This window comes from Collinsella sp. AM17-1 (assembly GCF_003470665.1).
Taxonomy (GTDB): Bacteria; Actinomycetota; Coriobacteriia; order Coriobacteriales; family Coriobacteriaceae; genus Collinsella.
The window spans coordinates 50,436-75,569 of sequence record NZ_QRJZ01000005.1 but is presented as its reverse complement, the minus strand read 5'-3'; the positions used below and the strand labels follow the sequence as shown (position 1 = coordinate 75,569).

Here is a 25,134-nt window from a genome sequence, read left to right as displayed (position 1 = left end):
GTCATCTTTCAAGAGCAATATAGCGGGTGTCGTGTAGGCGATGGAGGTCGCTGGCCATATTGCCCTTGAAGGGCGGCGCAAAATCAGAAGGCCGTGCGGTTGAGGCCGCACGGCCTTACAGGGGGTCAAAGGATGATGACTAGTAGCTCAGCGCCGGGTCGAAGAAGCCAATAACAACGCCCGCGAATGCGATCACAACGAGGATCAGCATCATAACGATGGGGTTGACCTTCTTCTTGGTCATCATGTACCAGCAGAAGATGATGAAGACCATCGGCAGCAGGTGCGGATAGATGCCATCGAGCGTGTCCTGGAACTTACCGCCACCGGGCAGCACCAGGTTGGGGCTGCAGGTGATGGAGACCCAGGTAGCACCGACTGCACCGATGACCATGGTACCGACCATCACGATGGAATCGCGAAGAGCCTTTGCCTTGGGGCCGACCAGTGCCTCGACCGCCTTGCCGCCGAGCTCATAGCCCTGGTTGTAGGCAAAGCGCATGCCGAGGTACATGAGCAGGTTCCACACGACGATATAGAAGATAGCGCCGAGCGGGGAGCCGCCGGTCGAGAGACCGAGGGCGATACCGAGCAGGATCGGGATCAGGGTACCGACGATCAGCGAGTCGCCAAGGCCGGCGAGCGGGCCCATGAGGCCGGCGCGGATGCCGTTGATGGCGTCGTCGTCGATGGCCTCGCCGTTTGCGCGAGCCTCCTCGAGGCCGGCGGTGACGCCGACAATCATGGTGCCGATCTGCGGCTCGGTGTTGAAGAACGCGGAGTAGGTCTGGAGGGCCTGCTTCTGCTCCTCGGGCGTGTCGTAGAGCTCCTCGACGATCGGAAGCATGGCGCACAGGTAACCGAAGGTCTGCATGTGCTCCTGCGAGAAGCAAGTCAGGTTGCCATAGGACCAGTTGCGGAACGACTTGGCAAGCGTTTTCTTAGAGAGTTTCTTCTTCTCTGCCATTAGATGTCCTCCTCTTCCTCATCATCGGAGCCCGAGGCGATAGCTGCCTTGGGAGCGTTTGCGAGGTCGATCTTGAGCGAAGCGATCTCATAGTTGATCAGGGCGAAGAAGCAGCCGATGCCGGCAGCGGCAATCAGGTTGCATCCCATGACAGCGGACAGGGTGAAGCCGAAGAAGAACGTGAGGAAGTCCGTCGGCTTGGAGATGACCTGCTTGAGCAGGATGGCGATACCGACGGTAGGCAGCAGCGAGCCGACGGTGAACAGCGTCTTCATCGCGATGCCGTCCATGGGCATGTAGGTCTTCATGAGGTCGACCATTGCGGTGCCGCCCATGGTGATGATGAACGTCGGGAGGAACGAGCAGACGATGTGACCAATCCAAGGCAGAACGTTGTTGACCAGGTAGAGCTTGTGGAGATCGCCCTTCTCGAGCCACTTCCAGCCCATGCCCTGCCACACCAGGTTGATGGTGGCGGTGCCATAGAAGAGCACAGTGCCGAGCGTGCCGACGGCGGCACCGAGGGATGCGGCCATGCCGGCAGCCTCGGCGGAAGCGGGATCGATGCCCGAGTTCTTGATGGCGAGAATCGCCAGCGGGATGCCGATATAGGACACGGCGCGGACGTCGGCGGAGACGGTTCCGCCGGGGGTCACGAGAGCGATGTAGACAACCTGGATGGCAGCGCCGACGAGGATGCCCGTCTGCATATCGCCCATGATGATGCCGACGATGAGGCCGGCGACCAGAGGACGACCCAGAGTGTAGTTGCCGATCGTCGTGCCGCCCATGCCAGGCAGTGATGCCAGGCAGGCGAACAGGCCGAACAGCGCGGCTTGGAATGCATTGATTGCCATGCTTTCCCCTTTCTTTATTCCTCAGCCCCTTTCCCCAGGGCTGTAGGTACCAAAATGCAGCTGGCGCCTAACTAGAAGCCAAACTGACCGCGGAACTTGGGCCACTCACCAATGGATTTCTCCTTGATAAGGGCGAACTCGACCGTGTAGCCGGCGTTGGTGAGATCCTCGAGCGCCTGGGCCTCTTCCTGCGTGATCGACTGGTTGTTGCCGAGTTTGGTGGCGCCGGGACGGTCGTTGCAGGGGCCGACGATGATATGGCGCATACCCGGATCGAACCCGAAGTCGACGAGAAGCTCCTTCATGTCCTGCGGGTTCTTGGTAATCAGGAAGTACTTGGTCGGAGACTTGATAACCTTCTCGGAGACCTCCTTGAAGTGCTCCTTGGTCCACACGAACGTCTTCTTGCCCGAGGCACTCTTGTAGGCCTCCTTGAGCACGGGATTGGACGCCGCGGCGTCGTTGACGGCGATAAGACCGTCGCAGGGATACTCGAGGGCCCAACGGGTAACGGTCTGTCCATGGATCATACGGTCGTCAATGCGGATGAACGAAATCATGCGTTCTCCCTTTCCTTATCACCGGGGGTCTTTCCTCTTAACCCCCGCTCCATCACAAAAATTGGGGCGGATGCGCTGCCTAGATGTCGTCGTCCTCGTCGTCGGCGTCATCGGTCGGGACCACGAGCTCGGACATACCGTTCTTGCCCTCCTGCAGCATCATCTGCTTGAGGGAATCCAGGTCCATGGTGGCAAGCCCCATCATGGCGGTCATAGCCATGGGCAGATTCATACCGCCGAAGGCAATGGTGTGGGCGAGCAGGCCCTTCTCGGCCAGCGTGTTCATAGCATTGGTGAGCGGCGATCCGCCCAGGATGTCACCGAGCAGGACAACCTCGTCATCGGCGGTAACAGGAGCGAGCATCGCCTTGACGTTCTCGACATACTCGTCAGCGCCCATGCCGTCCACGAGACTCGTCGACAAGATGTTCGGGGCGTCATTGCCGAGCATCTTGAGGACACTGTGCAGTCCGGGAGCGAGCGTTCCGTGACTGACCATTACCAGATACCGCATGCGGTCTCCTCTCGACCTGCCGTGTATCGCACGGCTTTGCTTTTTGCCGAGATTATTGTTGCGCTGGGGCATGTTCGGTACAAGAAAATAGTTGCGAACGGCAACTATTCATCGGTTAACGGTAGCAACTATTTTTGTGCCTAAATTATTTTTTCTTCCAATTATTTTTAAAATAGCAGGTAGATTGCCTGGTAAATGTTTTATGTTCCTTATGTACCATACATATCAACAAGAATCGGGCCTGATATCACCGGTTTGTCCCGCAGTGTCAGACCATGTCACGTATGCTCACGACATGGAGGTACCCCATGGACATGATCTCGTTTCTCGCCTCCGAACCCTTCGATCGCAGCGGTGATACGCCGCTCTATGTCCAACTTAAACATCGAATCGCTCTGCTTATCGCCAGCCAGGCGTTCGACACCAAGACGCCGCTGCCACGCGAGCTCGAAATCTGTGAGCGGCTGGAGTTATCGCGCGCGACCGTGCGCCGTTGTTTCCAAGATCTCGTCATCGAGGGGCGCGTGGTGCGCAAACGCGGGCAGGGCACGTTCATCAAGCCCCAAACCTCAGCACCCGGCATCGACCTGGCCCTGAATTTCAGCGCGCGGATGCGCGAAGCGGGACGGGTTCCGAGCTCGCAGATTCTCGCCTTTTCAAGCATACCGGCCGTCCGCGGCATCGCCTCCGGGCTCAAAGTGCCCGAAGGGACACCCGTCTGGGAGATTCGCCGCCTGCGTCTCGCCAACGACAAACCCATGGAGCTCAACTACGTCTATATCCCCGTGTCACTTTGCCCCGAGCTCACGCGCAAAGACGTGGATGGCTCGCTCTACGCCTATATCGCGGAAAAGACCGGCATCCTGCCCGCAAGCGTCGATGCCGTCTACGAGACGGTCAACCTCGACAAGCATGAGGCGCGCCTTTTGGGACAGAACACCGGCAAGGCGGCGATGCGCATCGTGCGTTCGACCTACGACAAGACGGGAACCCCGTTCGAGGTAGGCGTGCTCATCAGCTGCGATGGTCAGGCAAAGCTGCACGTGCACATCGCCGCCGACAAAACAACCTTCACCGCCACAGCCCAATAAATCCAAAACGTGGGCGCTGTCGTTCAAACGAACGACGGCGCCCACACTCACCTTCTTTTTCAGCCCTAGTCATCGCGCAAAGCCCCTTCGGCAGCACACGGTGCAGCCAAGTCACCGCAGGCCGGGGCGGGAGGGGCCGAGTTTCCTCCTGAGCGACTCTGCTTGCAGCCGGAGCGAAAGGGGGAAATCTCGGCCCCTCCCGCCCCGGCCGGACAGGTCACACTACACCGTGTGCTGCGGCAGGTCCTGCAGGGCGATGACGTCCATGCCCATGTCGTTGGCGCTGCCGTGACCCTGCTGGTCCTCGCGCACGGCCTCGATGGCGCTCACGTATGTGTTGGCTGCAGACATCGCCGTCACGCAGGTCACGCCGCGGCGCACGGCCTCGGTACGCAGCAGGTAGCCGTCGCCACGCGAGCCCGGGCCGTACGGTGTGTTGATGATCACCGCGATCTTGCCATCGGCGATGAGGTCGCCGATGTTGGGACGCTCGCCGTCGTGCGGGCCGCTGATCTTTTCCACGACCTCACACGTCACGTTGCCTCCGCGCAGCACGCGCGCCGTACCCTCGGTAGAGCAGATGTCAAAGCCCAGGTAGCGCAGGATGCGGGCGACCGAAAGGATGTGGCGCTTGTCGCGGTCGCACACGCTGATGAACACCTTGCCGCAACTCGGGTCGGGCAACTTGTAGTCAATCGCCAGCTGCGTCTTGGCGTATGCCTCGGGATAGCTCTTGGCGATACCCATGACCTCGCCCGTCGACTTCATCTCGGGCCCCAGGATAACGTCGGCTCCCGGGAAACGGCCCCAGGGCATGACAGCTTCCTTCATGCAGAACCAGTCCAGCTGACGCTCATCACTCGGCAGGCCCAGGCTCGCGATGGAATCGCCCGCCATGATACGCGCCGCGCACTTGGCCAGCGGCACGCCGGTGGCCTTGGAGATGAACGGCACGGTACGGCTGGCGCGCGGGTTGGCCTCGATCACGTAGACGGTCTCGCCCTTGATGGCATACTGCACGTTGACCAGGCCGCGGACCCCCAGCGCCATCGCGATGCGGCGCGTGGTCTCGCGGAGCTTCGCCTGCAGGCTCTCGCTAAAGCTGAACGGCGGAATGCAGGTCGCGGAGTCACCGGAGTGAATACCGGCCTCCTCGATATGCTCCAGGATGCCGCCGATGTAGACCTCCTCGCCGTCGCACAGGGCGTCGACATCGGACTCGATCGCACCCTCCAGGAAGCGATCGAGATACACCGGGTAGTCAGGGCTAATGCGCGCAGCCTCGGCCATGTAATCGCGCAGATGCTCGGCATCGTAGGCGATCATCATGCCGCGACCGCCCAGCACATAGCTCGGACGCACCAGCAGCGGGTAGCCAATGTGCGCGGCAACGACCTCGGCCTCCTCAAACGAGGTGGCCTGACCCGCCGGCGGATACATAATGCCCAGTTTGTCGAGCAGGGCGGCAAAACGCTCGCGGTCCTCGGCAAAATCGATGGCGTCGGGCTTGGTACCCATGATGTTCACGCCGCTCTCCTCGAGCATACGCGCCAGCTTAAGCGGGGTCTGGCCGCCGAGCGTCACCACGACGCCGTCGGGGCGCTCGACATCGATAACGTCCATGACGTCCTCGTAGGTGAGCGGCTCAAAGTACAGGCGGTCTGACGTGTCGTAGTCGGTCGAGACGGTCTCTGGGTTGCAGTTGACCATGATGGTCTCGAAGCCGCGGGCCGCCAGCGCGTAGCTCGCGTGCACGCAGCAGTAATCGAACTCGATACCCTGGCCGATACGGTTGGGACCGGCACCCAGAATCATCGCCTTGGGCTTGCTTGCCGGCGTGGTCTCGTCGGGGGCAACGCACTTCTTGGCGACCGGGCTTGTGCGGTAAATGTTCTCGTAGGTCTTATAGTGGTATTCCGTGGCACTCGAGAACTCGGCGGCGCAGGTGTCGACCGTCTTCATGCTGGGAACCACGCCCAAGCCCTTGCGGTAGGCGCGAACAAAACGCTCATCCGAGCCGGTCAGCGCGGCAATCTCGGCATCGCTCGTGCCATACTGCTTGAGCAGGCGCATCGCGTCGGCGTCAATGTCCTCCACGCGCAGGCCGCGGATGCTCTCCTGGACCTGCACCATATCGTTGATGCGGTTGAGATACCACGGATCGATACCGCAAATGGTGTGGATGCGCGCAACATCCCAGCCACGGCGCAGGGCCTCGACCACAAAGAAGATGCGGTGCTCAGTCGGGGTGCCCACGGCCTGGGCGAGTTCATCGTCGCTCAGCTTATCGGCGCCCTCCTTGCCACCGGCGCAAATACCCTGGTGCCCGTCCTCCAGCGAGCGCATGGCCTTGCCAAAGGCTTCCTCAAAGGTGCGGCCGATCGCCATGATCTCGCCCACGGCCTTCATGCGCGTGGTGAGCGTGGGGTCGGTGCCCTTGAACTTCTCGAAGGCAAAGCGTGGCACCTTGACCACACAGTAGTCGATCGTGGGCTCAAAGCAGGCGGGCGTGGCCTTGGTGATGTCGTTGACGATCTCGTCGAGCGTATAGCCCACGGCCAGGCGAGCGGCGGCCTTGGCGATGGGGAAGCCCGTGGCCTTGGAGGCCAGCGCGGACGAACGACTCACGCGCGGGTTCATCTCGATGACGATCAGGCGGCCGGTCTGGGGGTTCACGGCAAACTGCACGTTAGAGCCACCGGTCTCGACGCCGATCTTCTCCAAGATAGCGAGCGAGGCGACACGCATGCGCTGATACTCAAGGTCGGAGAGGGTCTGCGCCGGCGCCACGGTGATGGAGTCACCGGTATGCACGCCCATGGGGTCGAGGTTCTCGATGGAGCACACGATGATGCCGTTGCCGGCGTGGTCACGCATAACCTCCATCTCGTACTCTTTCCAACCCTCGATGGATTCCTCGACCAGCACCTCATGGGCGGGCGAGAGTTCAAGGCCCTGGCTCACGATGGAGACGAGTTCCTCGTGAGTATGCGCGATGCCACCACCGGCGCCGCCCAAGGTAAAGCTCGGACGCAGCACACAGGGATAGCCCACACGCTCGGCGATGGCCTCGGCGTCAGCCACGCTGTAGGCATAGCCCGAGCGCGCGACCTCCAGGCCGATCTCGGCCATGGCCTCGTTAAAGAGCTTGCGGTCCTCGCCGCGCTCGATGGCGGCAAGGTCACAGCCGATCATCTCGACGCCGTACTTGTCGAGTGTGCCGTCCTTTGCCAGCTCGACGGCGGCATTCAGACCGGTCTGGCCGCCCAGCGTGGGCAGCAGCGCGTCCGGGCGTTCCTTCTTGATCACACGCTCGATAAATTCGGCGGTGATGGGCTCGACATAGGTGCGGTCGGCAAGACCCGGGTCGGTCATGATGGTCGCCGGGTTGGAGTTGACCAGGATGACCTCAAAGCCATCCTCCTTGAGCACCTTGCAGGCCTGGGCGCCGGAGTAATCGAACTCGCAGGCCTGGCCAATGACGATGGGGCCCGAGCCAATGACGAGGATACGCTTGATGTCGGTACGTTTAGGCATGTTAGTTCTCCTCGGTCTCGATCGCGGCGTTCTCGGACTCGGCGAAATTCCAGCCGGCGAGGCGGTCCTTCGCGGTGTCGATGTCCAGGTAGTTCTCCTCGCCGTCCATGAGTCGCGTAAAGGCGGTAAAGAGATAGTGGGCATCGGTGGGGCCGGGCGAGGCCTCGGGGTGGTACTGCACCGAGAAGCACGGTGCGTCGAGCAGCTGGATGCCCTCAGCGGTGCCGTCGTTGAGGTTCACGTGCGTCAGGCGAATACGGCCGAAGCGCTCGTTCATCACGACCGGCGCGATGCCGCGACGCACCCAGGCGCGCAGGTCGCCATCGGCCACATGCTCGGTCTCGCCGCCGGAAAGTTCCGGGATCAGTTTGCCCAGACTGGGGAACAGCAGGCCAAAGCCGTGGTTTTGCGCGGTAATCTCCACGCGACGGCTCACCAGGTTCATAACCGGCTGGTTACCGCCACGGTGACCGAATTTAAGCTTTTCCATTTGGGCGCCGCACGCCAAGCTAATCATCTGGTGACCAAGGCAAATGCCAAAGACCGGCACCTTGCCGATCAGCTGCTGCACCTGCTCGTAGGTCTCCACCACGGCATCGGGGTCGCCGGGTCCGTTGGATAAAAAGACGCCGTCGGGATTCATGTCGAGCACCTCACTCGCGGGCGTATCCCACGGCACGACAGTAAGGTCGCAGCCGGCGCGGACGAGGCCCTCCAGAATGCCGCGCTTCACGCCGCAGTCGTAGGCGACCACGTTGTGGCGGGCAGGAGCGGCAGGGGCAAGCGCAAAGTCATGCGTAGCGGGCAGGTCGGCAGCTGCAAACTCGTGAGGCGCGGGGCAACTCACGGTCTTGACCAGATTCTCGCCCACCAGCGTCGGCGCTGCGGCCAGACGCTCGGCAAGCTCGTCGATGTCGAAGATCTCGGTCGAGATAATGCCCATCTTTGAGCCGTTGTCGCGCAGGTGGCGCACAAGAGCGCGGGTGTCGACGCCCTCGATAGCGACGATGCCGTGAGCACGCAGGTACTCCGGCACGCTGACGGCCGAGCGCCAGTTAGAAGGCGTGGCGCACATGTCGCGCACGATCATGCCGCGCATGGCGGGAGCGCTCGCAGGGCGAGCGGCATCGCCGGGGAAGGCTGACTGGACGTCGGTCTCGTCGATGCCGTAGTTGCCGATCTGCGGATAGGTCATGGTTACGATTTGGCCGGCATAGCTCGGATCGGTCATGACCTCAAAATAGCCCTCGAGCGAGGTGTTGAAGCAGACTTCGCCGGTCGCGGTGCCCTCGGCGCCGCATGAACGTCCATAAAAAATGGTCCCATCCTCAAGGTACAGGATGCAGGGACCGCAGATGCCCTTACTGGTTTTTGCCAGCATACGCTGGCAAAGTTCGCTGGGCGCGATGGTGCGGGCAGCAGTGCCCGCGGTATGGTTGTTCGCCATAATTCTCCTTCCCGGTCTCACGGGACCGGCTTAAAGGTTGGTAGTTAGGCCTCGCGGTATTGTAACCGCAAGTATGCTCCATGGCGTTAATTTCATCGAAATGTTTACGAAATGATAATTATGACTTCCTATGCATAAATGATTTTTCTGGGACGGGGATTTAAAAATCATCCCGCGTGGGCTTGTAACTCACGCGGGATGATGGCGTCTTATTTGTCCCGCTCCAGCAGATCGGACGGTGTGCGATCGGGCTTGCCGCCGCGGAAAATCTCGCGGCCATGCAGACGATGCTCCAGGTCACGTTCGGCCTTTTCCTCGTCAATCTTGGTCTGGCTCACCACCGGGTCCTCAATCAACGACGACACCGAGTTCACCTGCTTCTGAATGCGCTCGGCGATGGTGTCATCCATACTCACGATGCGCATCTTCCAGTCGATATTCGTGGCGTTGGATGAGCTCTTGGTCCACACGAACGTCAGGATGGCGCTCTGATGACCCCGCGCGGGAAACATGCCAAAGAAGGAATCGTGCTGAATGTTGCTATCCTCGTCGATATAGGCGTGAACGTTATACACCACGCGATCGATCTTATCGTTGAGCAGCGCGTTGGTCGCAAGCGCAGCGGCCTGAATCTGCCCGTTGGACAGCAGCTCGAGCTCGTTGGCAGACGATGTGTCCAACACCGTCACCTCGACCGTGCCCGTACGCTCATCGGCTTCATCGACGGTAAAGTCGAGCGGGAACTGCGTAAAGCCGTTGCCCCACTCGAGGCCGCCCTTCAGCGCGGTCGAGACGGTATCCACCGAAACGCTCTCGGAGAGGTTCGCGGTGTTCAGGCGTCGCATCACACCGTAGCCAATCTGCATGCCAAGAATCAGCACCAAGATGCCGATAACCACGGCCATGGCAGTCTTCGTAATGGTATGGCTCACCTGCGAACCCGAAGGATCGTCCTCGGACAGCGGGTCGATATGTTTTGCCTGGCTCGTACGGTCCTCGCTGCGCAGCTGCGCTAGCGCCGCTTTGTCACCGCGCTTGGCCGCAGCCTCCTTCTCACGCATGCGCTCGGTTCGCTTTTTGGCAAGCGTGGGATCCAAGACACCGGATGCATCGATTTCGGAGAATAACTCCGTCACTTCTTCCGGAGTCAAAGGGTTCTTGTCAGCCATAAACTTCCTGTCATATCAATCAGTCGAGCTCGTGCGCACGCGCACCTTCGAACTGCATTCGATAGTAACGGGCATAGGTGCCGCCACGGGCGAGAAGCTCCTCGTGCGTGCCACGCTCCACAACGCGACCATGCTCAACGGTCGCAATCTCATCGGCATGCTTAATGGTCGAAAGACGGTGGGCAATGATGATTGTGGTACGGCCGCGTGCCAGCTCCTCGAGTGACTCCTGCACCGCCTCCTCGCTCTCGTTATCCAAAGCACTCGTCGCCTCGTCCAAAATCAGGATCTTGGGGTTCTTGAGAAACACGCGCGCAATGGCAACGCGTTGCTTCTGTCCGCCCGAAAGACGGCTGCCACGCTCGCCCACGACCGTGTCATAACCCTGTGGAAGCGACTCGATAAAGGCATCGATGTTGGCGCGACGGGCGGCCTCGGCGATCTCTCCTGCCGTAGCGCCCGGCTTGCCGTAGGCGATGTTCTCGCCAATCGTGCCGTCAAACAGATAGACATCCTGCTGCACCAGGCCGATGGCGCGACGCAGGCTCTGCTGCGTCACATCGCGCACGTCCTGGCCGTCGATGCTAATGGATCCGGCAGCCACGTCATAAAAGCGCGGCAGCAGCGAACAGGTCGTGGACTTGCCGCCGCCCGAAGGGCCAACCAAAGCGATGGTCTGCCCGGGCTTGATGGACAGATTCATATGGTCGATAACGGGACGCTCTTCGGCATCGCCCTCGCCCAGCTCAACGTCCTCGTAGTTAAAGCACACGTCGTGATACTCCACGGCGCCGGCAGTCACCTGCAGATCCGTAGCGCCCGGCTTGTCCTGGATATCCGGCGCGGTCGAGAGCACCTCGTCCATGCGCTTAAAGCCGGCGATGGCCTTCTGATACGTTTCGGCCGAATTGACGAGTGTCTCGAGCGGCGTGCAGAACAGCGAAATATAGAGTGCAAAGGTCGCCATATCGACCGCCTGCAGCTGTCCCTGGGCGACCAGCCAGCCGCCCAGCAGCACCACGATCACATAGAGCACACCCGAGAGCAGGCCATACGTCGCGGTATAGACGCCCATGGCGTGATACATGTTCTCCTTGGACGAAAGATAGCGATTGTTGGAGGCGCGGAACTTGAAGCGTTCGGTCTCCTCATTGGCAAAACTCTTGACCACGCGCATGCCCGCCAGCGAATCCTGCAGCTGCGCATTGATGCCGCTGATCTTTTTGCGGTTGTCGCTAAAGACCTCGTGCATGCGCATGTTCTGCCAAAACATGATGACCGCAAACGCCGCCGTCACCACGGCCATGGCGAGCGCCAGCACCGGGGCGATGGTAAAGAGGATCACAAACGAGCCGATAATCTCGATGCCGCAGATGATGATCCACTCGGGCACGTGGTGCGCCGCCTCGCAGATATCGAACAGGTCGTTGACCACGCGGCTCATCATGTCGCCCGAGCTGTTGCGGTCAAAGTACGCAAAGCTAAAGCGCTCATACTGGTCAAACAGGTCCTCGCGCATCTTGGACTCCATACGCGCGCCCATCACGTGACCCCAATAGCTCACAAAATAGCGGCAGGCGCAGCGGGCGGCATACATCAGCACCAAGCCCACCGCAATCATGCCGAGCGCCTGCATAATGACAGCCTGACCCTGAGTAAAGAGCCCACCGGTCAAATTGCGCAGGATAATGGGGAACGCCAGGTCAATGGCGGCAAGCACCAGAGCACAAACAGTATCAGCAACAAAAAGCCCCATCTGGGGCTTGTAGTACGAAAGAAACCTCTTCAGCATAATCACCTTACGCGGTTTTACCAAACCGCGTTTCGTCTCGACGCTGCAAGCGCCCCATTTGGACAATCTGGCCTTCAATCGTCGGTCGCGTATATCCATACGCTTCCCTCCTCTTTTAGGCCACCTTGTCTCAAATGGAGCACTTTCGCTGACTTACACAAACCTGCGGGATCATTCCCGCTCGTTAAAGCTCCGCGCCCCCAAGGCGATGCGCGATGCTATCGCAGGCCAAGGCGCCCACGACGGTCTTGGCGTCTTCGATCTTGCCGTCGAGCACGGCGTCGATCAGCTCGTGCAGCGGCACCAGGTCAACGTTGACAAACTCGTCATCATCGGGGTTGGGCGCATCAAACTCGAGCTTGGTAGCCAAGTAGATGTGGATGATCTCATCGCAAAAACCGCAGGACGTGACAATCGACGTCAAAAAGCGAATACGACCAGCCCTAAAGCCCGTCTCCTCATGCAGTTCGCGCTTGGCGCAATCGAGCGGGTCCTCGCCCGGGTCGAGCTTGCCGGCGGGAATCTCGACCGTCACGCGGTCGATGGCGGTGCGGTACTGACGCACCAGTACGATCTTGCCGCTCTCGGTCAGTGCCACAACGGCCGCCGCACCCGGATGGCGAACGATATCGCGGGCGCTGCGGTGACCGTTGGGCAGCTCAACCTCAAGACGGTGGACGTCGAGGATCTTGCCCTTCCAGGCGCACTCCTCCGAAAGAATCTTCTCGTGCAGCTCGGCATCGTGCGGGTCGTCGTCGCCCAGCACCAGCGCCGGCTCGTCAGCGACCTCGCCACCAGGCTCGCCCTCGGCGTGCCCATACATGCGGCTGTCCTCCTCGACGATCTGCGCGTCCACGAGTTCTTCGTTCTTCTCGTCCATCCGTCTCATTCCTCTCGGATTTTAGGCATCCCAGGCGTCGCGGCCGCGCAGCGCACGCAGGCCAATGTCGTGACGCAGGGTCTTGCCCTCAAAATCAATCTTCTCGCAAGCCTCGTAGGCAAGGTTGCGAGCGTTCTCAAACGTATCGCCCAGCGCGGTCACGGCAAGCACGCGGCCGCCGTTGGTCACAAGCTGGCCATCCACCACGGCGGTGCCGGCATGGTACACGGTCACGTTCTCCATGGCCTCGGCGTCGGCGATACCGGTGATGACCTTGCCTTTCTCGTAGCTGCCGGGGTAGCCCGCACTCGTCAGTACAACGGCCACGGCCCACTCGTCGCGCCAGTCGAGTTCAATCTGATCGAGTTCGCAGTTGGCGCAGGCGAGCATGACCTCAACCAGGTCGTTCTTAAGGCGCGGCAGCACGACCTGAGTCTCGGGATCGCCAAAGCGGGCATTGAACTCCAGTACCTTGGGACCGGCAGGCGTGAGCATAAAGCCGCCGTACAGGCAGCCGCGGTAGTCGATGCCCTCGGCAGCGAGCTCGGCCACGGTCTGCTCCATGACCTTCACCATGGTGGCGTGTTCCTCGTCGGTCACGATGGGCACCGGGCTGTAGACGCCCATGCCGCCGGTGTTGGGGCCCTTGTCGCCCTCGAGCGCGCGCTTGTGGTCCTGCGAGGTGGCCATGGGGCGCACGGTCTTGCCGTCGGTAAAGGCCAGCAGCGAGCACTCGGGGCCGGTCAGCATCTCCTCGATAACCACGGTGCTGCCGGCATCGCCAAAGGTGCCGCCAAAACACTCACGCACGGCCTCCTCGGCCTGCGCAAGCTCGGTTGCCACGATAACGCCCTTGCCCGCGGCAAGGCCGTCGGCCTTGACGACCAGCGGAGCGCCCTGCTCACGCACATAGGCAAGAGCCGAAGCCTCGTCGGTAAACGAGCCGTAGGCGGCCGTCGGAATGCCGGCCCGCTCCATGAGCTGCTTGGAGAACAGCTTGGAGCCCTCCATCTGGGCGCCCTCGGCACCCGGGCCAAAGCAGGGAATACCCGCCGCGCGCACGGCGTCGGCCACGCCCGCCACGAGCGGAGCCTCGGGGCCAATTACCACGAGTCCGCATCCATGGCTCTGCGCAAACGCCGCCACGGCCGCAGGATCGCAGTCGTCGAGAACAACGTTCTCGCCACAGCTCGCGGTGCCGCCGTTACCCGGCGCAATGTAGAGCTTGCCGGCGCGCGGTGATGCTGCGAGCTTAGCTGCCAAAGCATGCTCACGGCCGCCGCTGCCCAACAACAGGATGTCGATGGTTTGAGTGTCCGCCTTCAAGGGTGCCTCCTCTATGGATTAACGGCCCGCTCCACGCGAGCCCTTTGCAAGCAAATATACCCCTCGGCCGCCCGTCCGGGCTGCAAAGGGGTATATCGCAATAACCAAATAGTCCCGATTACTTCCAGAATCGGTTGATGATCTGCTCGCGACCAGCGCCAACGCCAATAAACGTCACGCGGGTGTGTGCCAGATCCTCGATAAACGCCACATAGTCCTGAGCCTCCTGCGGCAGCTCGTCAAAGCTACGGCAACCGGTGATGTCGCACTTCCAGCCGGGGAGCTCCTCGTAGATGGGCTTGGCATGCTCAAAGCGCACCTGATGCTCGGGCACGCTGGTGTAGCGCTCGCCATCGACGTCGTAGGCCACGCACACCTTGATGGTGTCGAAGGCCGAAAGCACGTCGAGCTTGGTCACGGCAATGTCGGTGAGGCCGTTGACGCGCGAGGCATAGTTGGCGATGGGGCCGTCAAACCAGCCGCAAAGACGACGGCGACCGGTGGTCACGCCGTACTCATAGCCCTCCTCGGTCAGCGTGTGGCCGGCCTCGGACTCATAGGAAAGCTCGGTGGGCATGGGGCCCGAACCGACGCGGGTGATATAGGCCTTCATGACGCCCAGCACGCGGTCGACGTTCTTCATGCCCACGCCGGAGCCGGTGATGGCGCCGCCGGCGGTGCAGTTGGAAGACGTCACGTACGGATAGGTGCCGTGGTCGATGTCGAGTAGCGTGGCCTGGGCGCCCTCAAACAGCAGGTTCTTGCCCTCATCGATCATGTTGTTGAGCAGCAGGCTCGTCTCGGTGATGTAGGGACGCAGGCGCTCGGCCATCGGCAGGTACTCGTCGCAAATCTGGTCCACGGTGTAGGTGGGCAGGTTGTAGATGAGCTCGAGCTCGGGGTTCACGCGGGCGAGAGCGGTCTCCAGCTTGTCGCGGAACAGCGTCTCGTCCAGCATGTCCTGCATGCGCAGACCAATGCGGGCCATCTTGTCCTGATAGCACGGACCGATACCGCGCTTGGTGGTACCGATGTTCTTCTTGCCGAGCTTCTGCTCAAAGGCGCCATCCAGATCGATGTGGTACGGCATGATGACATGCGCGTTGCCGCTAATCTTGAGGTTCTTGGTGGTGATGCCGTCGGCCTCGAACATGTCGATCTCCTCAAGGACAACCTTGGGGTTGACGACGCAGCCGTTACCGATCACCGACACGTGGTCGGAATACATGATGCCGGAAGGCACCTGGTGCAGGCCGTACTTCTTGCCGTTGACGACGATGGTGTGGCCGGCGTTGTTGCCGCCCGAGTAGCGCACGACGGCATCGAAGTCGCCGGCGACCAGGTCGCAAATCTTACCCTTGCCCTCATCGCCCCACTGGGCACCGACCAAAACGGTTGACGGCATGTTTACTCCTTACATTCATGGACTGTCTACGCGCCACGCCGGCACGCAGAAGCACAAAACATTCCCAGTATACCCGTGCAACGGGCGCCTGTCCTACTCCTCGGCATGTGCCCCATCAAGCTCATAGAACTTGGTGGATGCCGGCAGGAACATCAGGTCGACGTCGCCGATCGGGCCCGAACGGTTCTTGGCCACGACGATACGCGTAACGCCCTCGTCGGGTCGATCGTCGCGCGAGGCTTCGGCCTCGTCGGCGGAGCGATCCAAGAACATAACGATATCGGCGTCTTGCTCGATGGAGCCCGATTCACGAAGGTCGGAAAGCTGCGGACGCTTGCCGGTACGGGATTCGACCTGACGCGAGAGCTGCGACAGCGCGATGAGCGGGATCTTGAGCTCCTTGGCCATGATCTTCAGACCACGCGACATCTCGGAGACCTCGACGGTACGGCTCTCGGAGCGACGTCCAGGCGGAGGACTCACCAGCTGCAGGTAGTCCAGGATGATGATGGCCTTCTCCTTGTTGTGGAGCATGCGGCGGCTCTTGGCGCGGATCTCGGTCACCGTGGTGCCGGGCGTATCGTCAATCAGAATATCGAGCTTGGACAAGGTCTGCGTGGCCTCGTTGATATTGGCCCACTGCTCGGGGCTAATGCGACCCGTACGGAAGTCGCTGATCGAGATCATGGCGTAGGCGCAAATCAGGCGCTGGGCAATTTCCTTGCCCGACATCTCCAGAGAGAAGAAGCCGACGGTATAACCGGCAGCGGCAGCGTTGAGCGCCAGATTCAGGGCGAACGACGTCTTACCCACAGCAGGGCGGGCGCCGATGATGATGAGCTGGCCCTCGCGAAAACCCATGAGCATGCGGTCGAGCGACGGGAAGCCCGTGGGCACGCCCGCAGCCTGGCCGCCTGCCTGGCACACTTCCTCGGCCTCGTTATAGGCCTCGACCATAAACTCGGTCAGCGTCTTGTAGCTCGACTTGACCTCGCGCGCCGTGACCTTGAGCAACTTGCTCTCGGCCAGCTCCACGACCTCTTTGGTATCGGTGGGAGCGTTATAGGCCAGCGCGTTGATCTCGTTGGTGGCGCCGATCAGCTCACGCAGCATCGAATCGCGGCGAACGATAGCGGCATGGTGCTGCCAGTTGACGAGCGACAGGGTCTGACCCATCAACTCCAAAATGTAGGCCTCGCCGCCCACGGCATCAAGCTTGTTGATGCTTCGCAGGTAATCGATCAGCGAGATGGAGTCGATGGGAATGCGGCTGTTGTACATATCGACCATCGCGGTATAGATGGTCTTATGAATGGGCCGGTAGAAGTCATCGGGCTGCAGCTCGACCTGGGCCTCTTCGACCACCTCGGGCGATAGCAGCATAGCGGCCAGTACATTGGCCTCTGCATCTTGGTTTTGGGGAAGACCCAACTTGGAGCCGCGGTCCTCAACCGTCAGCCCGGTCTCCCTATCGTCATATGCCATGAGCATCCTCATTCATATCGCTTGCGAGCATCCATAGTATCAGCCACGGTCCCAAAACGCGCCGCGCGCCGCCAATCATCACCGAACCAAACGGATGAACGGTCCTGTATATAGGACTTCGACGCAACGTTCACCATGAAACTCACTCAGCGCAAAAAACAAAAGGGCGCCCTGGTTTCCCAGAGCGCCCTTCTTAGAACAAGATTGTTGCGTTGCAGCAAATGCTACTCGGCAGCAGCCTCAGTCTCGACCTCGGCGGTCTCGGCCTCGGCGACCTCAGCGGCCTCCTCGACCTCAGCCTCGGCAGCGAGCTCCTCGGCGGTAACGCCGACGAGAACGACAACCTCGGCCTTGATCTCGCGGTACAGCGAGATGGCAACGGTGTGGGCACCGGCAACCTTGATGGGCTTACCGAGCTCGACGCGCTTGCGGTCGATGTCCATACCGAGCTGAGCCTTGATGGCGTCAGCGATCATAGCGGCGGTAACGGAGCCAAAGAGGATGCCCTCGTCGCCGACCTTGACGTCAACGGTGACCGTCTTGCCCTCAAAGGCAGCCTTGGTCTCGTTGGCGGTAGCCAGACGGACGGCCTCGCGCTTGGCGATGTTGTTGCGACGCTCGTCAAGCTGCTTGAGGTTGCCCTTGGTGGCGGCAACAGCGAGCTTCTTGGGGAACAGGAAGTTCTCAGCGTAACCCTGAGCGACCTCTACGACGTCACCCTCGCCGCCCTTGCCCTTGATCTCATCGAGAAGAATAACCTTCATGATGCGTCTCCCTTCTTAGCCGCGATCGCGGTTGCCACGAGAGGAAACCACGGGGACGGTGTACGGCAGGAGAGCCATCTCGCGGGCGCGCTTGATGGCGTTGGCGATGTCATGCTGATGCTGCGTGCAAGCGCCAGTGACGCGACGGGGCTTGATCTTGCCACGGTCGGTCATGTACTTACGGAGAAGCTGAGTGTCCTTATAGTCGATGAACTCAGTGTTCTCCTTGCAGAACTGGCAGTACTTACGACGCGGCTGACGTGCAGAAAAATCATTAGCCATGTCAAAATACCTTTCATTTGGCAACTTCGGCGAACCGAAGCCGCCTCTCACTCAAAAATAGGTGAACAACCCTTAGAACGGGATGTCCTCATCGTAGACGTCGACCGCGGGCGGCGTAGCCACCGGTGCGGCAGGACGTGCTGCGGGCGCGGGAGCTGCGGGGGCGTAACCGCCCTGATCGTAGCCACCCTGGCCACCACGGGAGCTCATAAACTCGATCTCATCGACGATGACCTCAAGCTTGCTCCGGCGCTGGCCGTCGCGCTCCCAAGAGCTGTAGCGCAGCTTGCCCTCGATCGCGACCTTGTTTCCCTTTGCCAGGAAACGGCTCACGGCCTCGGCGCGGGTGCCGAACATGGTGCAGTCGACAAAGTTGGGATAGTCCTCCCACTCGCCAGTCTGCGCGTTGCGGCGACGATCGTTCACGGCGACGCCAAAGGACAGAACCTGGGTTCCGCCGGCGGTGGCGCGCAGCTCGGGATCGCGGGTGAGGTTACCGGTGATGTTCACTCGATTGATGCTCATAACTCACTACTTCCTCTTGGGGCACAAGCCCAGTCCAAAACGACAGTCTTACTCCTGGTCGTCGCGACGGACGATCATGTGGCGGACCACAGCGTCGGTGATGCGCAGGACGCGATCAAGCTCGGCGATCTGGGTAGGATCTGCGTGGAAGTTGATGAGGGTGTAGTCACCATCGGTGAGGTCGTTGATCTCGTAGGCGAGCTTGCGCTTGCCCCACTCGTCAACGGAGTCGACCTTGCCAGCGCCCTCGGCGATCGTGGTATCGATACGCTTCATAACAGCGAGACGAGTCTCGGGGTCGAGCGACGGGTCAACAAAGAACAGCAGTTCATAAGCCTTCATATTGTCACCTCCTCTGGGCAAATGTGGCTTCAGGTCGTGAAGGTGCGCCTGAAGCAGGAAAAGACTTGGTAATAATATCTTTCAACCTCCCAGGCCGCAAGAATATGCAGCTACAACCTCATGACCTCCACATATGCCCATATTCGCACGACGTTTCATGCGCATTCCAACCAAATGCCGACCAAGAGCTTGACGGATTTGTGGACAAGATACGGTGCCGCGGGGACAAGCTGAGCCAAGCCGCAGGTCAACGGGCACAAGGCTGTGGTCGCAAAATGCATACCAGTGGTCCACAGCACCACCCAAAGATTTTTATATTCATTGCCAAGTCGCTTATGAATACCCCTTTTGAACAATTGAGTTGATCAACCACGCTGGTCGGAAGCCGTTTTTTGGCACCTCAAACCCCACTGCAACGCCAAGCGCGGCCAAGCGTTTTAAAAAATGCCAACTTTTCTGTTTGCACTTTGCGATTCCTCGTGTATACTGACTTTCGCATTTAACGGAGAGTTGTCCGAGTGGCCGAAGGAGCACGATTGGAAATCGTGTAGGCGTCAAAAGCGTCTCCAGGGTTCAAATCCCTGACTCTCCGCCAGTTAATTCCAAAGCAGGCCTTCGAGCCTGCTTTGTTTTTACCCCACGCGGAGGGGTGGCAGAGTGGTTGAATGCGGCGGTCTCGAAAACCGTTTGGCCTGTATAAGGTCACGAGGGTTCGAATCCCTCCTCCTCCGCCATTTTGGTTGAGAAAGCTCCCGGCAACGGGGGCTTTTTTGTTATCGAGATACGTCTCGATCCCGCCTTTCCCTCAAAAACATGTACGTCACCCTCCAAAACCGACATTTTTCGGCATCTTTGAAGGCTGACGTACACGTTTGGATTGAGCTCACGGGAGTGGCACTATTCGGAAGGCGCCTCTTCGTCTCGCATGCCTTTCCAGTTGCGGATTAGCGCCTTGCGTAGTTCGTTTTGCTCTCGCTGGTAACCGGTGTCGGTACAGCGAGGCATGCCGAGCGCTTCGCGAATGTTGTTCATGGCGCGGTGAAAGGCGAGCTGGCTGCCGAACTGAGCCGAAGTGAGCGTAACGATTCGATATCCCATTTGGGAGAGAACGGCCTCTCGCTCCGCATCTGCTCCCTTGCGCTCGAGCTCATCGTGAAAACCGCCCTTATATTCGATACCGAGCTCCCTGCGCTTATAGGTCACGAGCGCATCGATTTTGAGTGTTCGAGCTTTGGCGCAATGCCAGAGACGTTGAGGGATCTCGAGCGGTTTGTTGAGTTCGATACCTCGAATGCCAACGCCGCCTTCGCTTGTTGGGAGCGAGAGGGCGATTGCCGAAGCGGTCTCCATAGGCGAGGCCGAGTGATCATAGATGTGCCTGAGCGCGAGCCGTGCACGTGTGGCACCGGGTTTGCCGGGGTGCCGATCGAGCAGTTCGGTTATTTCATCCTTGGAGGTGGTGGCTGGTTGCTCGGTATAAGGGTCGGCGGGATTGAGCCTCATGCGATAATCGCCGCAAACTTCATAGCCATATTCGAGATATTCGATCCTATCCATCCACTCGGCAGCGAGCACGAAGGTGAAGGCTTCGTCGGTGATGAAGATTCCGGGCGTCAACTCGTTAATATGCTCGTAGGGAAGATTTTGTCCGAGAATGTGGCAGACGACGCCTTTGGTACGAATTCGCTCAAATTCGAATACAACCGCGATATCGATAGTCTTAAGCATATCGGACGGAATGCCACAGTCGGTAAGGGCCTGTCGTATGCGCGCAGCACGTTGCTGGGTGGAGATGCCTTGTGCGCCTATCTGGTAGTCGTGCCGCGCAAGAGACTGAACCAAATTCTGGGGTGCATGATGGACAAGCCATGCGGTTTTATGCGAAATGAGAACAGGGGTATCCATTGAGGGCCTCTCGCTCTGAGCCGGTATCCAACTCTTATGTCCGTTGAAGTGGGGAAATATACCGGATGTGAGTAAATCAACTCACTCATGCTGCGTGCTCAATCCAAACATGTACGTCAGCCTCCAAAGATGTCGAAAAATGTCGTTTTTGGAGGGTGACGTACATGTTCTGGACCCCTGGCATTCCAGCAACGCCACGCCCCCACCCGGTCCCGACCGTTTACCGAGCAATAGGGTCACCACACCCGCCAACCATGTACTATGTATGGGCATTGTCTAAACCCGCAACCAAAAGGACCCCATCTTGCCCGTCGTCGCCGCTATGACCGTTACCTCACACGCCACGGATGCCATGGTCGCTATTCCGTTTTGGCTCGAGATGTTCGCTGTTGTCGCTGCATCGATCTCGGGTGTGCTGGTTGCGCGCGAGCACAAACTCGACCTGGTGGGTGCAGTTGCGCTCGCGGTGGTCTGCGGTCTGGGCGGCGGTCTTTTGCGCGATATGACGCTGCAGGTGGGCAACGTCTACATCCTCAACCAGCCAATGGCGCTGCCGCTCTCCATCGCCACGGCAGCCATCATCTACATTTTCCCGGCAATCGTCGACAAGCCCGAAAAACTCATCCCCTTGCTCGATATCATCTCGGTCGGCATCTATGCGGCAACCGGCGCAGACAAGGCGCTGGTCTACGGCTTTGCGCCGGCGGTGTGCATCATGATGGGCTTTTTTACCGCGGTGGGCGGCGGCATGCTGCGAGATGGTTTTATGGGTGTGGTGCCGGGCATTTTCCAACGCACCAACTTCTATGCCATCGCGGCCATCGCCGGATCGGCAAGCTATGTTTGCCTTGTCATGAGCGGCTTGGTCAGCAATGTCGTCGCACTGGTCGTTTGCGTCGTGGTGACCATGGGTCTGCGCTGGCTGTCGCTGCGCTTTGACATCAAAAGCCCCACCGAAGAAGACATCGCGCACTTTTTGCATCGCAAAAAGTAGGTAGCGCGGGTTCATCCTTCGAAATGCAACCGAGAGGTTCTTTTAGAGCGCCCACGCGTTGGGTACCCTGTTAAGTGCATATCGAGCATCTGACGAAGGATTCACTATGTCCCGCAATCAATTCCCGTCGACCCAGCGCCGTAAAGCGTGGGGCCGCATCACCATCCTATTCGCGCTCATCGCGCTGGCGATCACCGCACTTCCCACGGCGTCATTTGCCGGCACGGACACGTCAGGCAACGTACTTGCAACCGACAACGACTCTAATCCGTCCGGTGTCGAAGGCGACCTGTATTGGGCCGGTCAGAGTCTCGAACTGGACGATGTCTCCATCGACCGCGATATCATCGCCGCGAGCGATACCCTCTCGATTCGCGACTGCACGGTGGGCGGCGCCGTCCGTCTGGCGGCACGCACCATCGACATTGCCAAGACCACGGTTGATGGCAGCGTGACCGTTGCTGGCCAGCATGTCGTTCTCAATTCCGACAGCACCGCCAACTGTTTCTACGCGATAGGCGAGACGGTTGCCTTGCGAGGCTCCACCAAGTCGGCAGCGCTTGCGGGCGATACGGTGACCATCGATGGCACCGTCGATGGCGATGTTGAGGTTTGGGCCGACAAGCTCATCTTGGGCAAGAACGCCCGCATCACCGGCACGGTGAACGCGCACGTCTCCGAGGACCCCGAGCGTGCCGCGGGAGCCGAGGTCGGTGCCCTCAAGATCGACCGCACCGAGAACGAAGATACTTCCACCGTTAACGATGTCATCGGCGGTATCGTCGCCGCGGCACTCTCGACCTGCTTTGTCGCTCTGCTGCTCGAGCTCGTCTTTCCGCGTGCGACTGCCAGCGCCGCCGGTATGCTCCACCAGCGCCCCATGCCCCTGTGGGTGAGCGGTCTTCTGGGTACGATTGCTGTCGTCCCCGCCGTCCTACTGCTGATTATCTCTATCGCTGGCCTGTCGCTTGCCGGAGCCCTCTTGTGCGGCGTTATCGGCATCGCGTTGGTGTCGAGTGCCTTTGCGGGGTGCGCAATCGCCCGCATGGTCGGACACAACCAGAACCGCTACGCCATGGCAGCTGTGGGCGGCGTGATCGCAGGCGCCCTCACGGGGCTTCCCCTCGTAGGCGACTTCATCAGCGGCGTGGCCTTCGTCTTTACACTCGGCTACATCATCCAAACCATCTGGCGCAACGCCCACCTCAAACCGCAGCAGCCGGCTAACACGCCAGGACTCCCCACCGCTTAGCCGCCAACCACCACAAAGGGGCCAGGCACCTTTGTGGTGGTACACAACCAAAGCGGGGCACCCGATCACATTCGACCGGGTGCCCCGCTTTTTCATGTCTCGTATCGATGGTCGAGACGAACGATTACTCCTCAGAGCCGTCGTCGCGCTTACGGCTACGGATGAGATGCGCCACGCCAATGCACAGCACCGCGCCACCAGCGATCCAAGTAAAGGTCACGCCATTAAGACCGGTGAGCGGGAGGCTGGAGCCCTTCTTGTCGATGACAGTGAGGTGTACCTTGCCGTCAGCGGCCTCGGTATTAGTTTGAGCCACCGTGACGAGATTGTTATCGGTTCCCTCAGCGAGCCTGCACCCAGGATTGAAAGGATCGCCGTTAGTGGGCAGCCCATCGTTCGTGATGGTGAACCTGATGCCCCCGGCTGCGGAGTTATTATAGCCAGGGGCGGGCGTAACCTCTTTGAGGATATAAGTGCCCTCGTCGAGACCGACAACGTTAATCTTGCCTTTGCTATCAGTTGTCAGCTTAGCCTTTGTTTCATCGGTCGTCTTGACACCATTTGCCATGATAAAGTTGCCAGTATCACCCTGTTCTTGCAGCGTAAACTCAACACCTTTGAGTCCCTTTTCTTCATCATCAGAACCGACCTTGGTGACGTCGATACCGTAGGTGTAGTCATAGGCGGGATGGTCGACCGTGGTGCCGGTATCATCGGCGACGTGCGGGTTGTTGGAGTAGGTAAGCACAACCGTGTTCGTCTGTGCGGTACCGAGCAAGCTGCCGAATTGTGACTTGAGCGAACCGTCAGGATTGCAAACCTTACTAGAGTCGAGCTTGGCCTTATATTCAACGGTCACTTTAGACTTGTCATTCAGGACGATAGGTTTGTCGTTCTCGTCTTGGCACGCCTTAAGATTAGTGAAGTTAACCGTGAGCACGTCGCCGCTATAGGTCGGCTCGTAGCCAGACTTGACCACATTGTCATCGATTTTGACCGTGACAACAGGTGTCGCGTTGTCGTTCTTGAGCTCAGGCGTCATGGATGTGGGAAGCTTATCCGTGAAGATGTACTTGTAGGTGCTGTAGGTGTTGATGTTGCTCGCAACCGTGCCGGTAAGCTGGTACTCGATGAACTGATCCATGCGGGAGTCGGCGGACTTATTGGGGCTCGTAAACACGTCAGTACCAAATGTGGCGCCCGTCGCATCGTCCTTAACGGCCTTAGTCACGTTGGGGACATTCTTCTTAGGCTCCGCATTCACATCGGCTCCGCCGACGATGGCGAAAATCGGCGAGGTGTAGGTATCCATGTTGCCCTTAGTCGTGTTGGCGGTGCCGCTAACGCCCGCAGTCACAAAGAGCCAGTAGCCAGCGGACAGCGTGGAAAATTTGCCATCAGTCGAAGCTTTCCAGCCAGCGGTCTCGTCGGTTGTGTTTACTTTCTCAAGCTCCTTGGCAATCTTGTCGAGCGCACTGTCGGCATCGACCTTGAATCCTTCGCCAGCATTACCAGCAACTATTCTATTGATGTAGTCTGCCCAATCCTGTGCTGTGGCGCTATCACCAGGGTTGGTGTCTTTAGCAAAAACGCCTTTAACAGCTTTCTCAACCTCAGGAGTCGCCCACTGGATGTCGGACAGCGTCTTTTCGCCATCCTTGTTCCAAGCTCCATTCGCATCTGCAACGCCATCGCCATTCGTATCAGCCTTACCCTGCGTTACCGTGGCCCTGAAAATCTGGATACCCTTAAACGAGGTGCCGGCATAGGTGTTCTCAGCAATGGTCACGTTGCCGGTCGTCGTCGCCGTCGGCACATAGCTTGCGGCGGTTCCGCCCTCGGCCGCAAACGCCATGGTCACCGGGGCCATGACCCCACCGAAGCTCAGAGCTGCGGTTAGACCGGCGGTTACTGCGAGGCGGGCGATGCTCTTGGTTATCTTCATGTTTGGTCCTCTTTCTTGGAGGGTTCTCTAGTAACTTTTTCAAAACCAATGATCATCAGGTCGGTAGACCTGCGCGTCACTCGCTACGGAGGCAG

Annotated in this window: 21 protein-coding genes and 2 tRNA genes; 5 read left to right on the top strand and 18 right to left on the bottom strand. The window is 59.7% G+C overall.

Annotated features, from left to right (window positions below):
* Nucleotides 1-139 precede the first annotated feature (139 nt).
* From DW195_RS03950 to DW195_RS03935, 4 genes are all read right to left on the bottom strand, one after another.
* Nucleotides 140-967, bottom strand: coding sequence for a PTS system mannose/fructose/sorbose family transporter subunit IID (locus DW195_RS03950; protein ID WP_118205915.1), 828 nt, complete (start codon nt 965-967; stop codon nt 140-142).
* On the bottom strand, nt 967-1,824 hold the full coding sequence (locus tag DW195_RS03945; protein WP_089572605.1) for a PTS sugar transporter subunit IIC: 858 nt from the start codon (nt 1,822-1,824) through the stop codon (nt 967-969). The genes DW195_RS03950 and DW195_RS03945 overlap by 1 nt, the downstream gene beginning before the upstream one ends.
* Nucleotides 1,825-1,895: 71 nt before the next feature.
* Entirely contained in the window at nt 1,896-2,384 is a 489-nt protein-coding gene (locus tag DW195_RS03940) for a PTS sugar transporter subunit IIB (RefSeq protein WP_118205914.1), read from the bottom strand.
* Nucleotides 2,385-2,463: 79 nt separating this feature from the next.
* Nucleotides 2,464-2,898 (bottom strand): PTS sugar transporter subunit IIA, encoded by a 435-nt coding sequence (locus DW195_RS03935; protein ID WP_089572603.1) that lies wholly within the window; start codon nt 2,896-2,898, stop codon nt 2,464-2,466.
* Nucleotides 2,899-3,206: 308 nt separating this feature from the next.
* On the opposite strand from DW195_RS03935, the gene DW195_RS03930 reads away from it, so the two are divergent.
* Entirely contained in the window at nt 3,207-3,989 is a 783-nt protein-coding gene (locus tag DW195_RS03930; RefSeq protein ID WP_158551165.1) for a GntR family transcriptional regulator, read from the top strand.
* 222 nt (nt 3,990-4,211) lie between these two features.
* Here DW195_RS03930 and carB read toward each other — a convergent pair whose 3' ends face one another.
* The 12 genes from carB to rpsF all read right to left on the bottom strand — a co-directional run bounded on the left by carB (nt 4,212) and on the right by rpsF (nt 18,943).
* Nucleotides 4,212-7,526: a carbamoyl-phosphate synthase large subunit gene (gene carB / locus DW195_RS03925; protein ID WP_118205913.1), complete on the bottom strand. Its 3,315-nt coding sequence runs from the start codon at nt 7,524-7,526 to the stop codon at nt 4,212-4,214.
* A gap of 1 nt (nt 7,527) precedes the next feature.
* On the bottom strand, nt 7,528-8,973 hold the full coding sequence (gene carA / locus DW195_RS03920) for a glutamine-hydrolyzing carbamoyl-phosphate synthase small subunit (protein WP_118205912.1): 1,446 nt from the start codon (nt 8,971-8,973) through the stop codon (nt 7,528-7,530).
* A gap of 209 nt (nt 8,974-9,182) precedes the next feature.
* On the bottom strand, nt 9,183-10,142 hold the full coding sequence (locus DW195_RS03915; RefSeq protein ID WP_118205911.1) for a hypothetical protein: 960 nt from the start codon (nt 10,140-10,142) through the stop codon (nt 9,183-9,185).
* A 19-nt stretch (nt 10,143-10,161) separates the two neighbouring features.
* The gene (locus tag DW195_RS03910) at nt 10,162-11,934 is read right to left on the bottom strand and encodes an ABC transporter ATP-binding protein (protein ID WP_118205910.1); all 1,773 of its coding nucleotides are present in this window, start codon (nt 11,932-11,934) and stop codon (nt 10,162-10,164) included.
* Nucleotides 11,935-12,118: 184 nt separating this feature from the next.
* Complete coding sequence (locus DW195_RS03905; RefSeq protein WP_195232596.1) at nt 12,119-12,814, bottom strand: NUDIX domain-containing protein; 696 nt, start codon at nt 12,812-12,814, stop codon at nt 12,119-12,121.
* A gap of 21 nt (nt 12,815-12,835) precedes the next feature.
* Nucleotides 12,836-14,140, bottom strand: coding sequence for a phosphoribosylamine--glycine ligase (gene purD / locus DW195_RS03900; RefSeq protein WP_118205909.1), 1,305 nt, complete (start codon nt 14,138-14,140; stop codon nt 12,836-12,838).
* A 118-nt stretch (nt 14,141-14,258) separates the two neighbouring features.
* Complete coding sequence (locus DW195_RS03895; protein ID WP_118205908.1) at nt 14,259-15,545, bottom strand: adenylosuccinate synthase; 1,287 nt, start codon at nt 15,543-15,545, stop codon at nt 14,259-14,261.
* A 93-nt stretch (nt 15,546-15,638) separates the two neighbouring features.
* On the bottom strand, nt 15,639-17,036 hold the full coding sequence (gene dnaB / locus DW195_RS03890) for a replicative DNA helicase (RefSeq protein WP_118205907.1): 1,398 nt from the start codon (nt 17,034-17,036) through the stop codon (nt 15,639-15,641).
* A 218-nt stretch (nt 17,037-17,254) separates the two neighbouring features.
* Nucleotides 17,255-17,794: a 50S ribosomal protein L9 gene (rplI, locus tag DW195_RS03885; protein ID WP_022094073.1), complete on the bottom strand. Its 540-nt coding sequence runs from the start codon at nt 17,792-17,794 to the stop codon at nt 17,255-17,257.
* Nucleotides 17,795-17,809: 15 nt separating this feature from the next.
* Complete coding sequence (gene rpsR, locus DW195_RS03880; protein ID WP_006235829.1) at nt 17,810-18,076, bottom strand: 30S ribosomal protein S18; 267 nt, start codon at nt 18,074-18,076, stop codon at nt 17,810-17,812.
* 72 nt (nt 18,077-18,148) lie between these two features.
* Complete coding sequence (locus tag DW195_RS03875) at nt 18,149-18,601, bottom strand: single-stranded DNA-binding protein (RefSeq protein ID WP_006235830.1); 453 nt, start codon at nt 18,599-18,601, stop codon at nt 18,149-18,151.
* A gap of 48 nt (nt 18,602-18,649) precedes the next feature.
* The gene (rpsF, locus tag DW195_RS03870; RefSeq protein ID WP_006235831.1) at nt 18,650-18,943 is read right to left on the bottom strand and encodes a 30S ribosomal protein S6; all 294 of its coding nucleotides are present in this window, start codon (nt 18,941-18,943) and stop codon (nt 18,650-18,652) included.
* Nucleotides 18,944-19,447: 504 nt separating this feature from the next.
* On the opposite strand from rpsF, the gene DW195_RS03865 reads away from it, so the two are divergent.
* A tRNA-Ser gene (locus DW195_RS03865) sits at nt 19,448-19,538 on the top strand.
* A 48-nt stretch (nt 19,539-19,586) separates the two neighbouring features.
* Nucleotides 19,587-19,677 (top strand) — tRNA-Ser (locus DW195_RS03860).
* A 163-nt stretch (nt 19,678-19,840) separates the two neighbouring features.
* On the opposite strand, the gene DW195_RS03855 is transcribed toward DW195_RS03860, so the two are convergent.
* Nucleotides 19,841-20,848 (bottom strand): hypothetical protein, encoded by a 1,008-nt coding sequence (locus tag DW195_RS03855; RefSeq protein WP_118205906.1) that lies wholly within the window; start codon nt 20,846-20,848, stop codon nt 19,841-19,843.
* A gap of 304 nt (nt 20,849-21,152) precedes the next feature.
* Between DW195_RS03855 and DW195_RS03850 the strand changes: the two genes are divergently transcribed.
* Together DW195_RS03850 and DW195_RS03845 are read left to right on the top strand one after the other, a co-directional pair.
* Nucleotides 21,153-21,842 carry a trimeric intracellular cation channel family protein gene (locus tag DW195_RS03850; protein ID WP_233540804.1) on the top strand — a complete coding sequence of 230 codons (690 nt, stop codon included), beginning with the start codon at nt 21,153-21,155 and terminating at the stop codon, nt 21,840-21,842.
* A 106-nt stretch (nt 21,843-21,948) separates the two neighbouring features.
* Nucleotides 21,949-23,094, top strand: coding sequence for a polymer-forming cytoskeletal protein (locus DW195_RS03845; RefSeq protein ID WP_118205905.1), 1,146 nt, complete (start codon nt 21,949-21,951; stop codon nt 23,092-23,094).
* A 124-nt stretch (nt 23,095-23,218) separates the two neighbouring features.
* Here the strand turns inward: DW195_RS03845 and DW195_RS03840 are convergent, their stop codons facing one another.
* Nucleotides 23,219-25,039 (bottom strand): SpaA isopeptide-forming pilin-related protein, encoded by a 1,821-nt coding sequence (locus DW195_RS03840; protein ID WP_118205904.1) that lies wholly within the window; start codon nt 25,037-25,039, stop codon nt 23,219-23,221.
* Between the last annotated feature and the right edge of the window lie 95 nt (nt 25,040-25,134).

What these genes read in the sequence shown, in the direction of transcription:
- rpsF (WP_006235831.1), bottom strand. Translation starts at nt 18,943, where the DNA reads ATGAAGGCTTATGAACTGCTGTTCTTTGTTGACCCGTCGCTCGACCCC.
- DW195_RS03840 (WP_118205904.1), bottom strand. Translation starts at nt 25,039, where the DNA reads ATGAAGATAACCAAGAGCATCGCCCGCCTCGCAGTAACCGCCGGTCTA.
- DW195_RS03905 (WP_195232596.1), bottom strand. Translation starts at nt 12,814, where the DNA reads ATGGACGAGAAGAACGAAGAACTCGTGGACGCGCAGATCGTCGAGGAG.
- DW195_RS03950 (WP_118205915.1), bottom strand. Translation starts at nt 967, where the DNA reads ATGGCAGAGAAGAAGAAACTCTCTAAGAAAACGCTTGCCAAGTCGTTC.
- DW195_RS03935 (WP_089572603.1), bottom strand. Translation starts at nt 2,898, where the DNA reads ATGCGGTATCTGGTAATGGTCAGTCACGGAACGCTCGCTCCCGGACTG.
- rplI (WP_022094073.1), bottom strand. Translation starts at nt 17,794, where the DNA reads ATGAAGGTTATTCTTCTCGATGAGATCAAGGGCAAGGGCGGCGAGGGT.
- DW195_RS03845 (WP_118205905.1), top strand. Translation starts at nt 21,949, where the DNA reads ATGTCCCGCAATCAATTCCCGTCGACCCAGCGCCGTAAAGCGTGGGGC.
- carA (WP_118205912.1), bottom strand. Translation starts at nt 8,973, where the DNA reads ATGGCGAACAACCATACCGCGGGCACTGCTGCCCGCACCATCGCGCCC.
- DW195_RS03895 (WP_118205908.1), bottom strand. Translation starts at nt 15,545, where the DNA reads ATGCCGTCAACCGTTTTGGTCGGTGCCCAGTGGGGCGATGAGGGCAAG.
- DW195_RS03910 (WP_118205910.1), bottom strand. Translation starts at nt 11,934, where the DNA reads ATGCTGAAGAGGTTTCTTTCGTACTACAAGCCCCAGATGGGGCTTTTT.
- rpsR (WP_006235829.1), bottom strand. Translation starts at nt 18,076, where the DNA reads ATGGCTAATGATTTTTCTGCACGTCAGCCGCGTCGTAAGTACTGCCAG.
- DW195_RS03945 (WP_089572605.1), bottom strand. Translation starts at nt 1,824, where the DNA reads ATGGCAATCAATGCATTCCAAGCCGCGCTGTTCGGCCTGTTCGCCTGC.
- dnaB (WP_118205907.1), bottom strand. Translation starts at nt 17,036, where the DNA reads ATGCTCATGGCATATGACGATAGGGAGACCGGGCTGACGGTTGAGGAC.
- DW195_RS03930 (WP_158551165.1), top strand. Translation starts at nt 3,207, where the DNA reads ATGGACATGATCTCGTTTCTCGCCTCCGAACCCTTCGATCGCAGCGGT.
- DW195_RS03940 (WP_118205914.1), bottom strand. Translation starts at nt 2,384, where the DNA reads ATGATTTCGTTCATCCGCATTGACGACCGTATGATCCATGGACAGACC.
- carB (WP_118205913.1), bottom strand. Translation starts at nt 7,526, where the DNA reads ATGCCTAAACGTACCGACATCAAGCGTATCCTCGTCATTGGCTCGGGC.
- DW195_RS03915 (WP_118205911.1), bottom strand. Translation starts at nt 10,142, where the DNA reads ATGGCTGACAAGAACCCTTTGACTCCGGAAGAAGTGACGGAGTTATTC.
- DW195_RS03855 (WP_118205906.1), bottom strand. Translation starts at nt 20,848, where the DNA reads ATGGATACCCCTGTTCTCATTTCGCATAAAACCGCATGGCTTGTCCAT.
- DW195_RS03875 (WP_006235830.1), bottom strand. Translation starts at nt 18,601, where the DNA reads ATGAGCATCAATCGAGTGAACATCACCGGTAACCTCACCCGCGATCCC.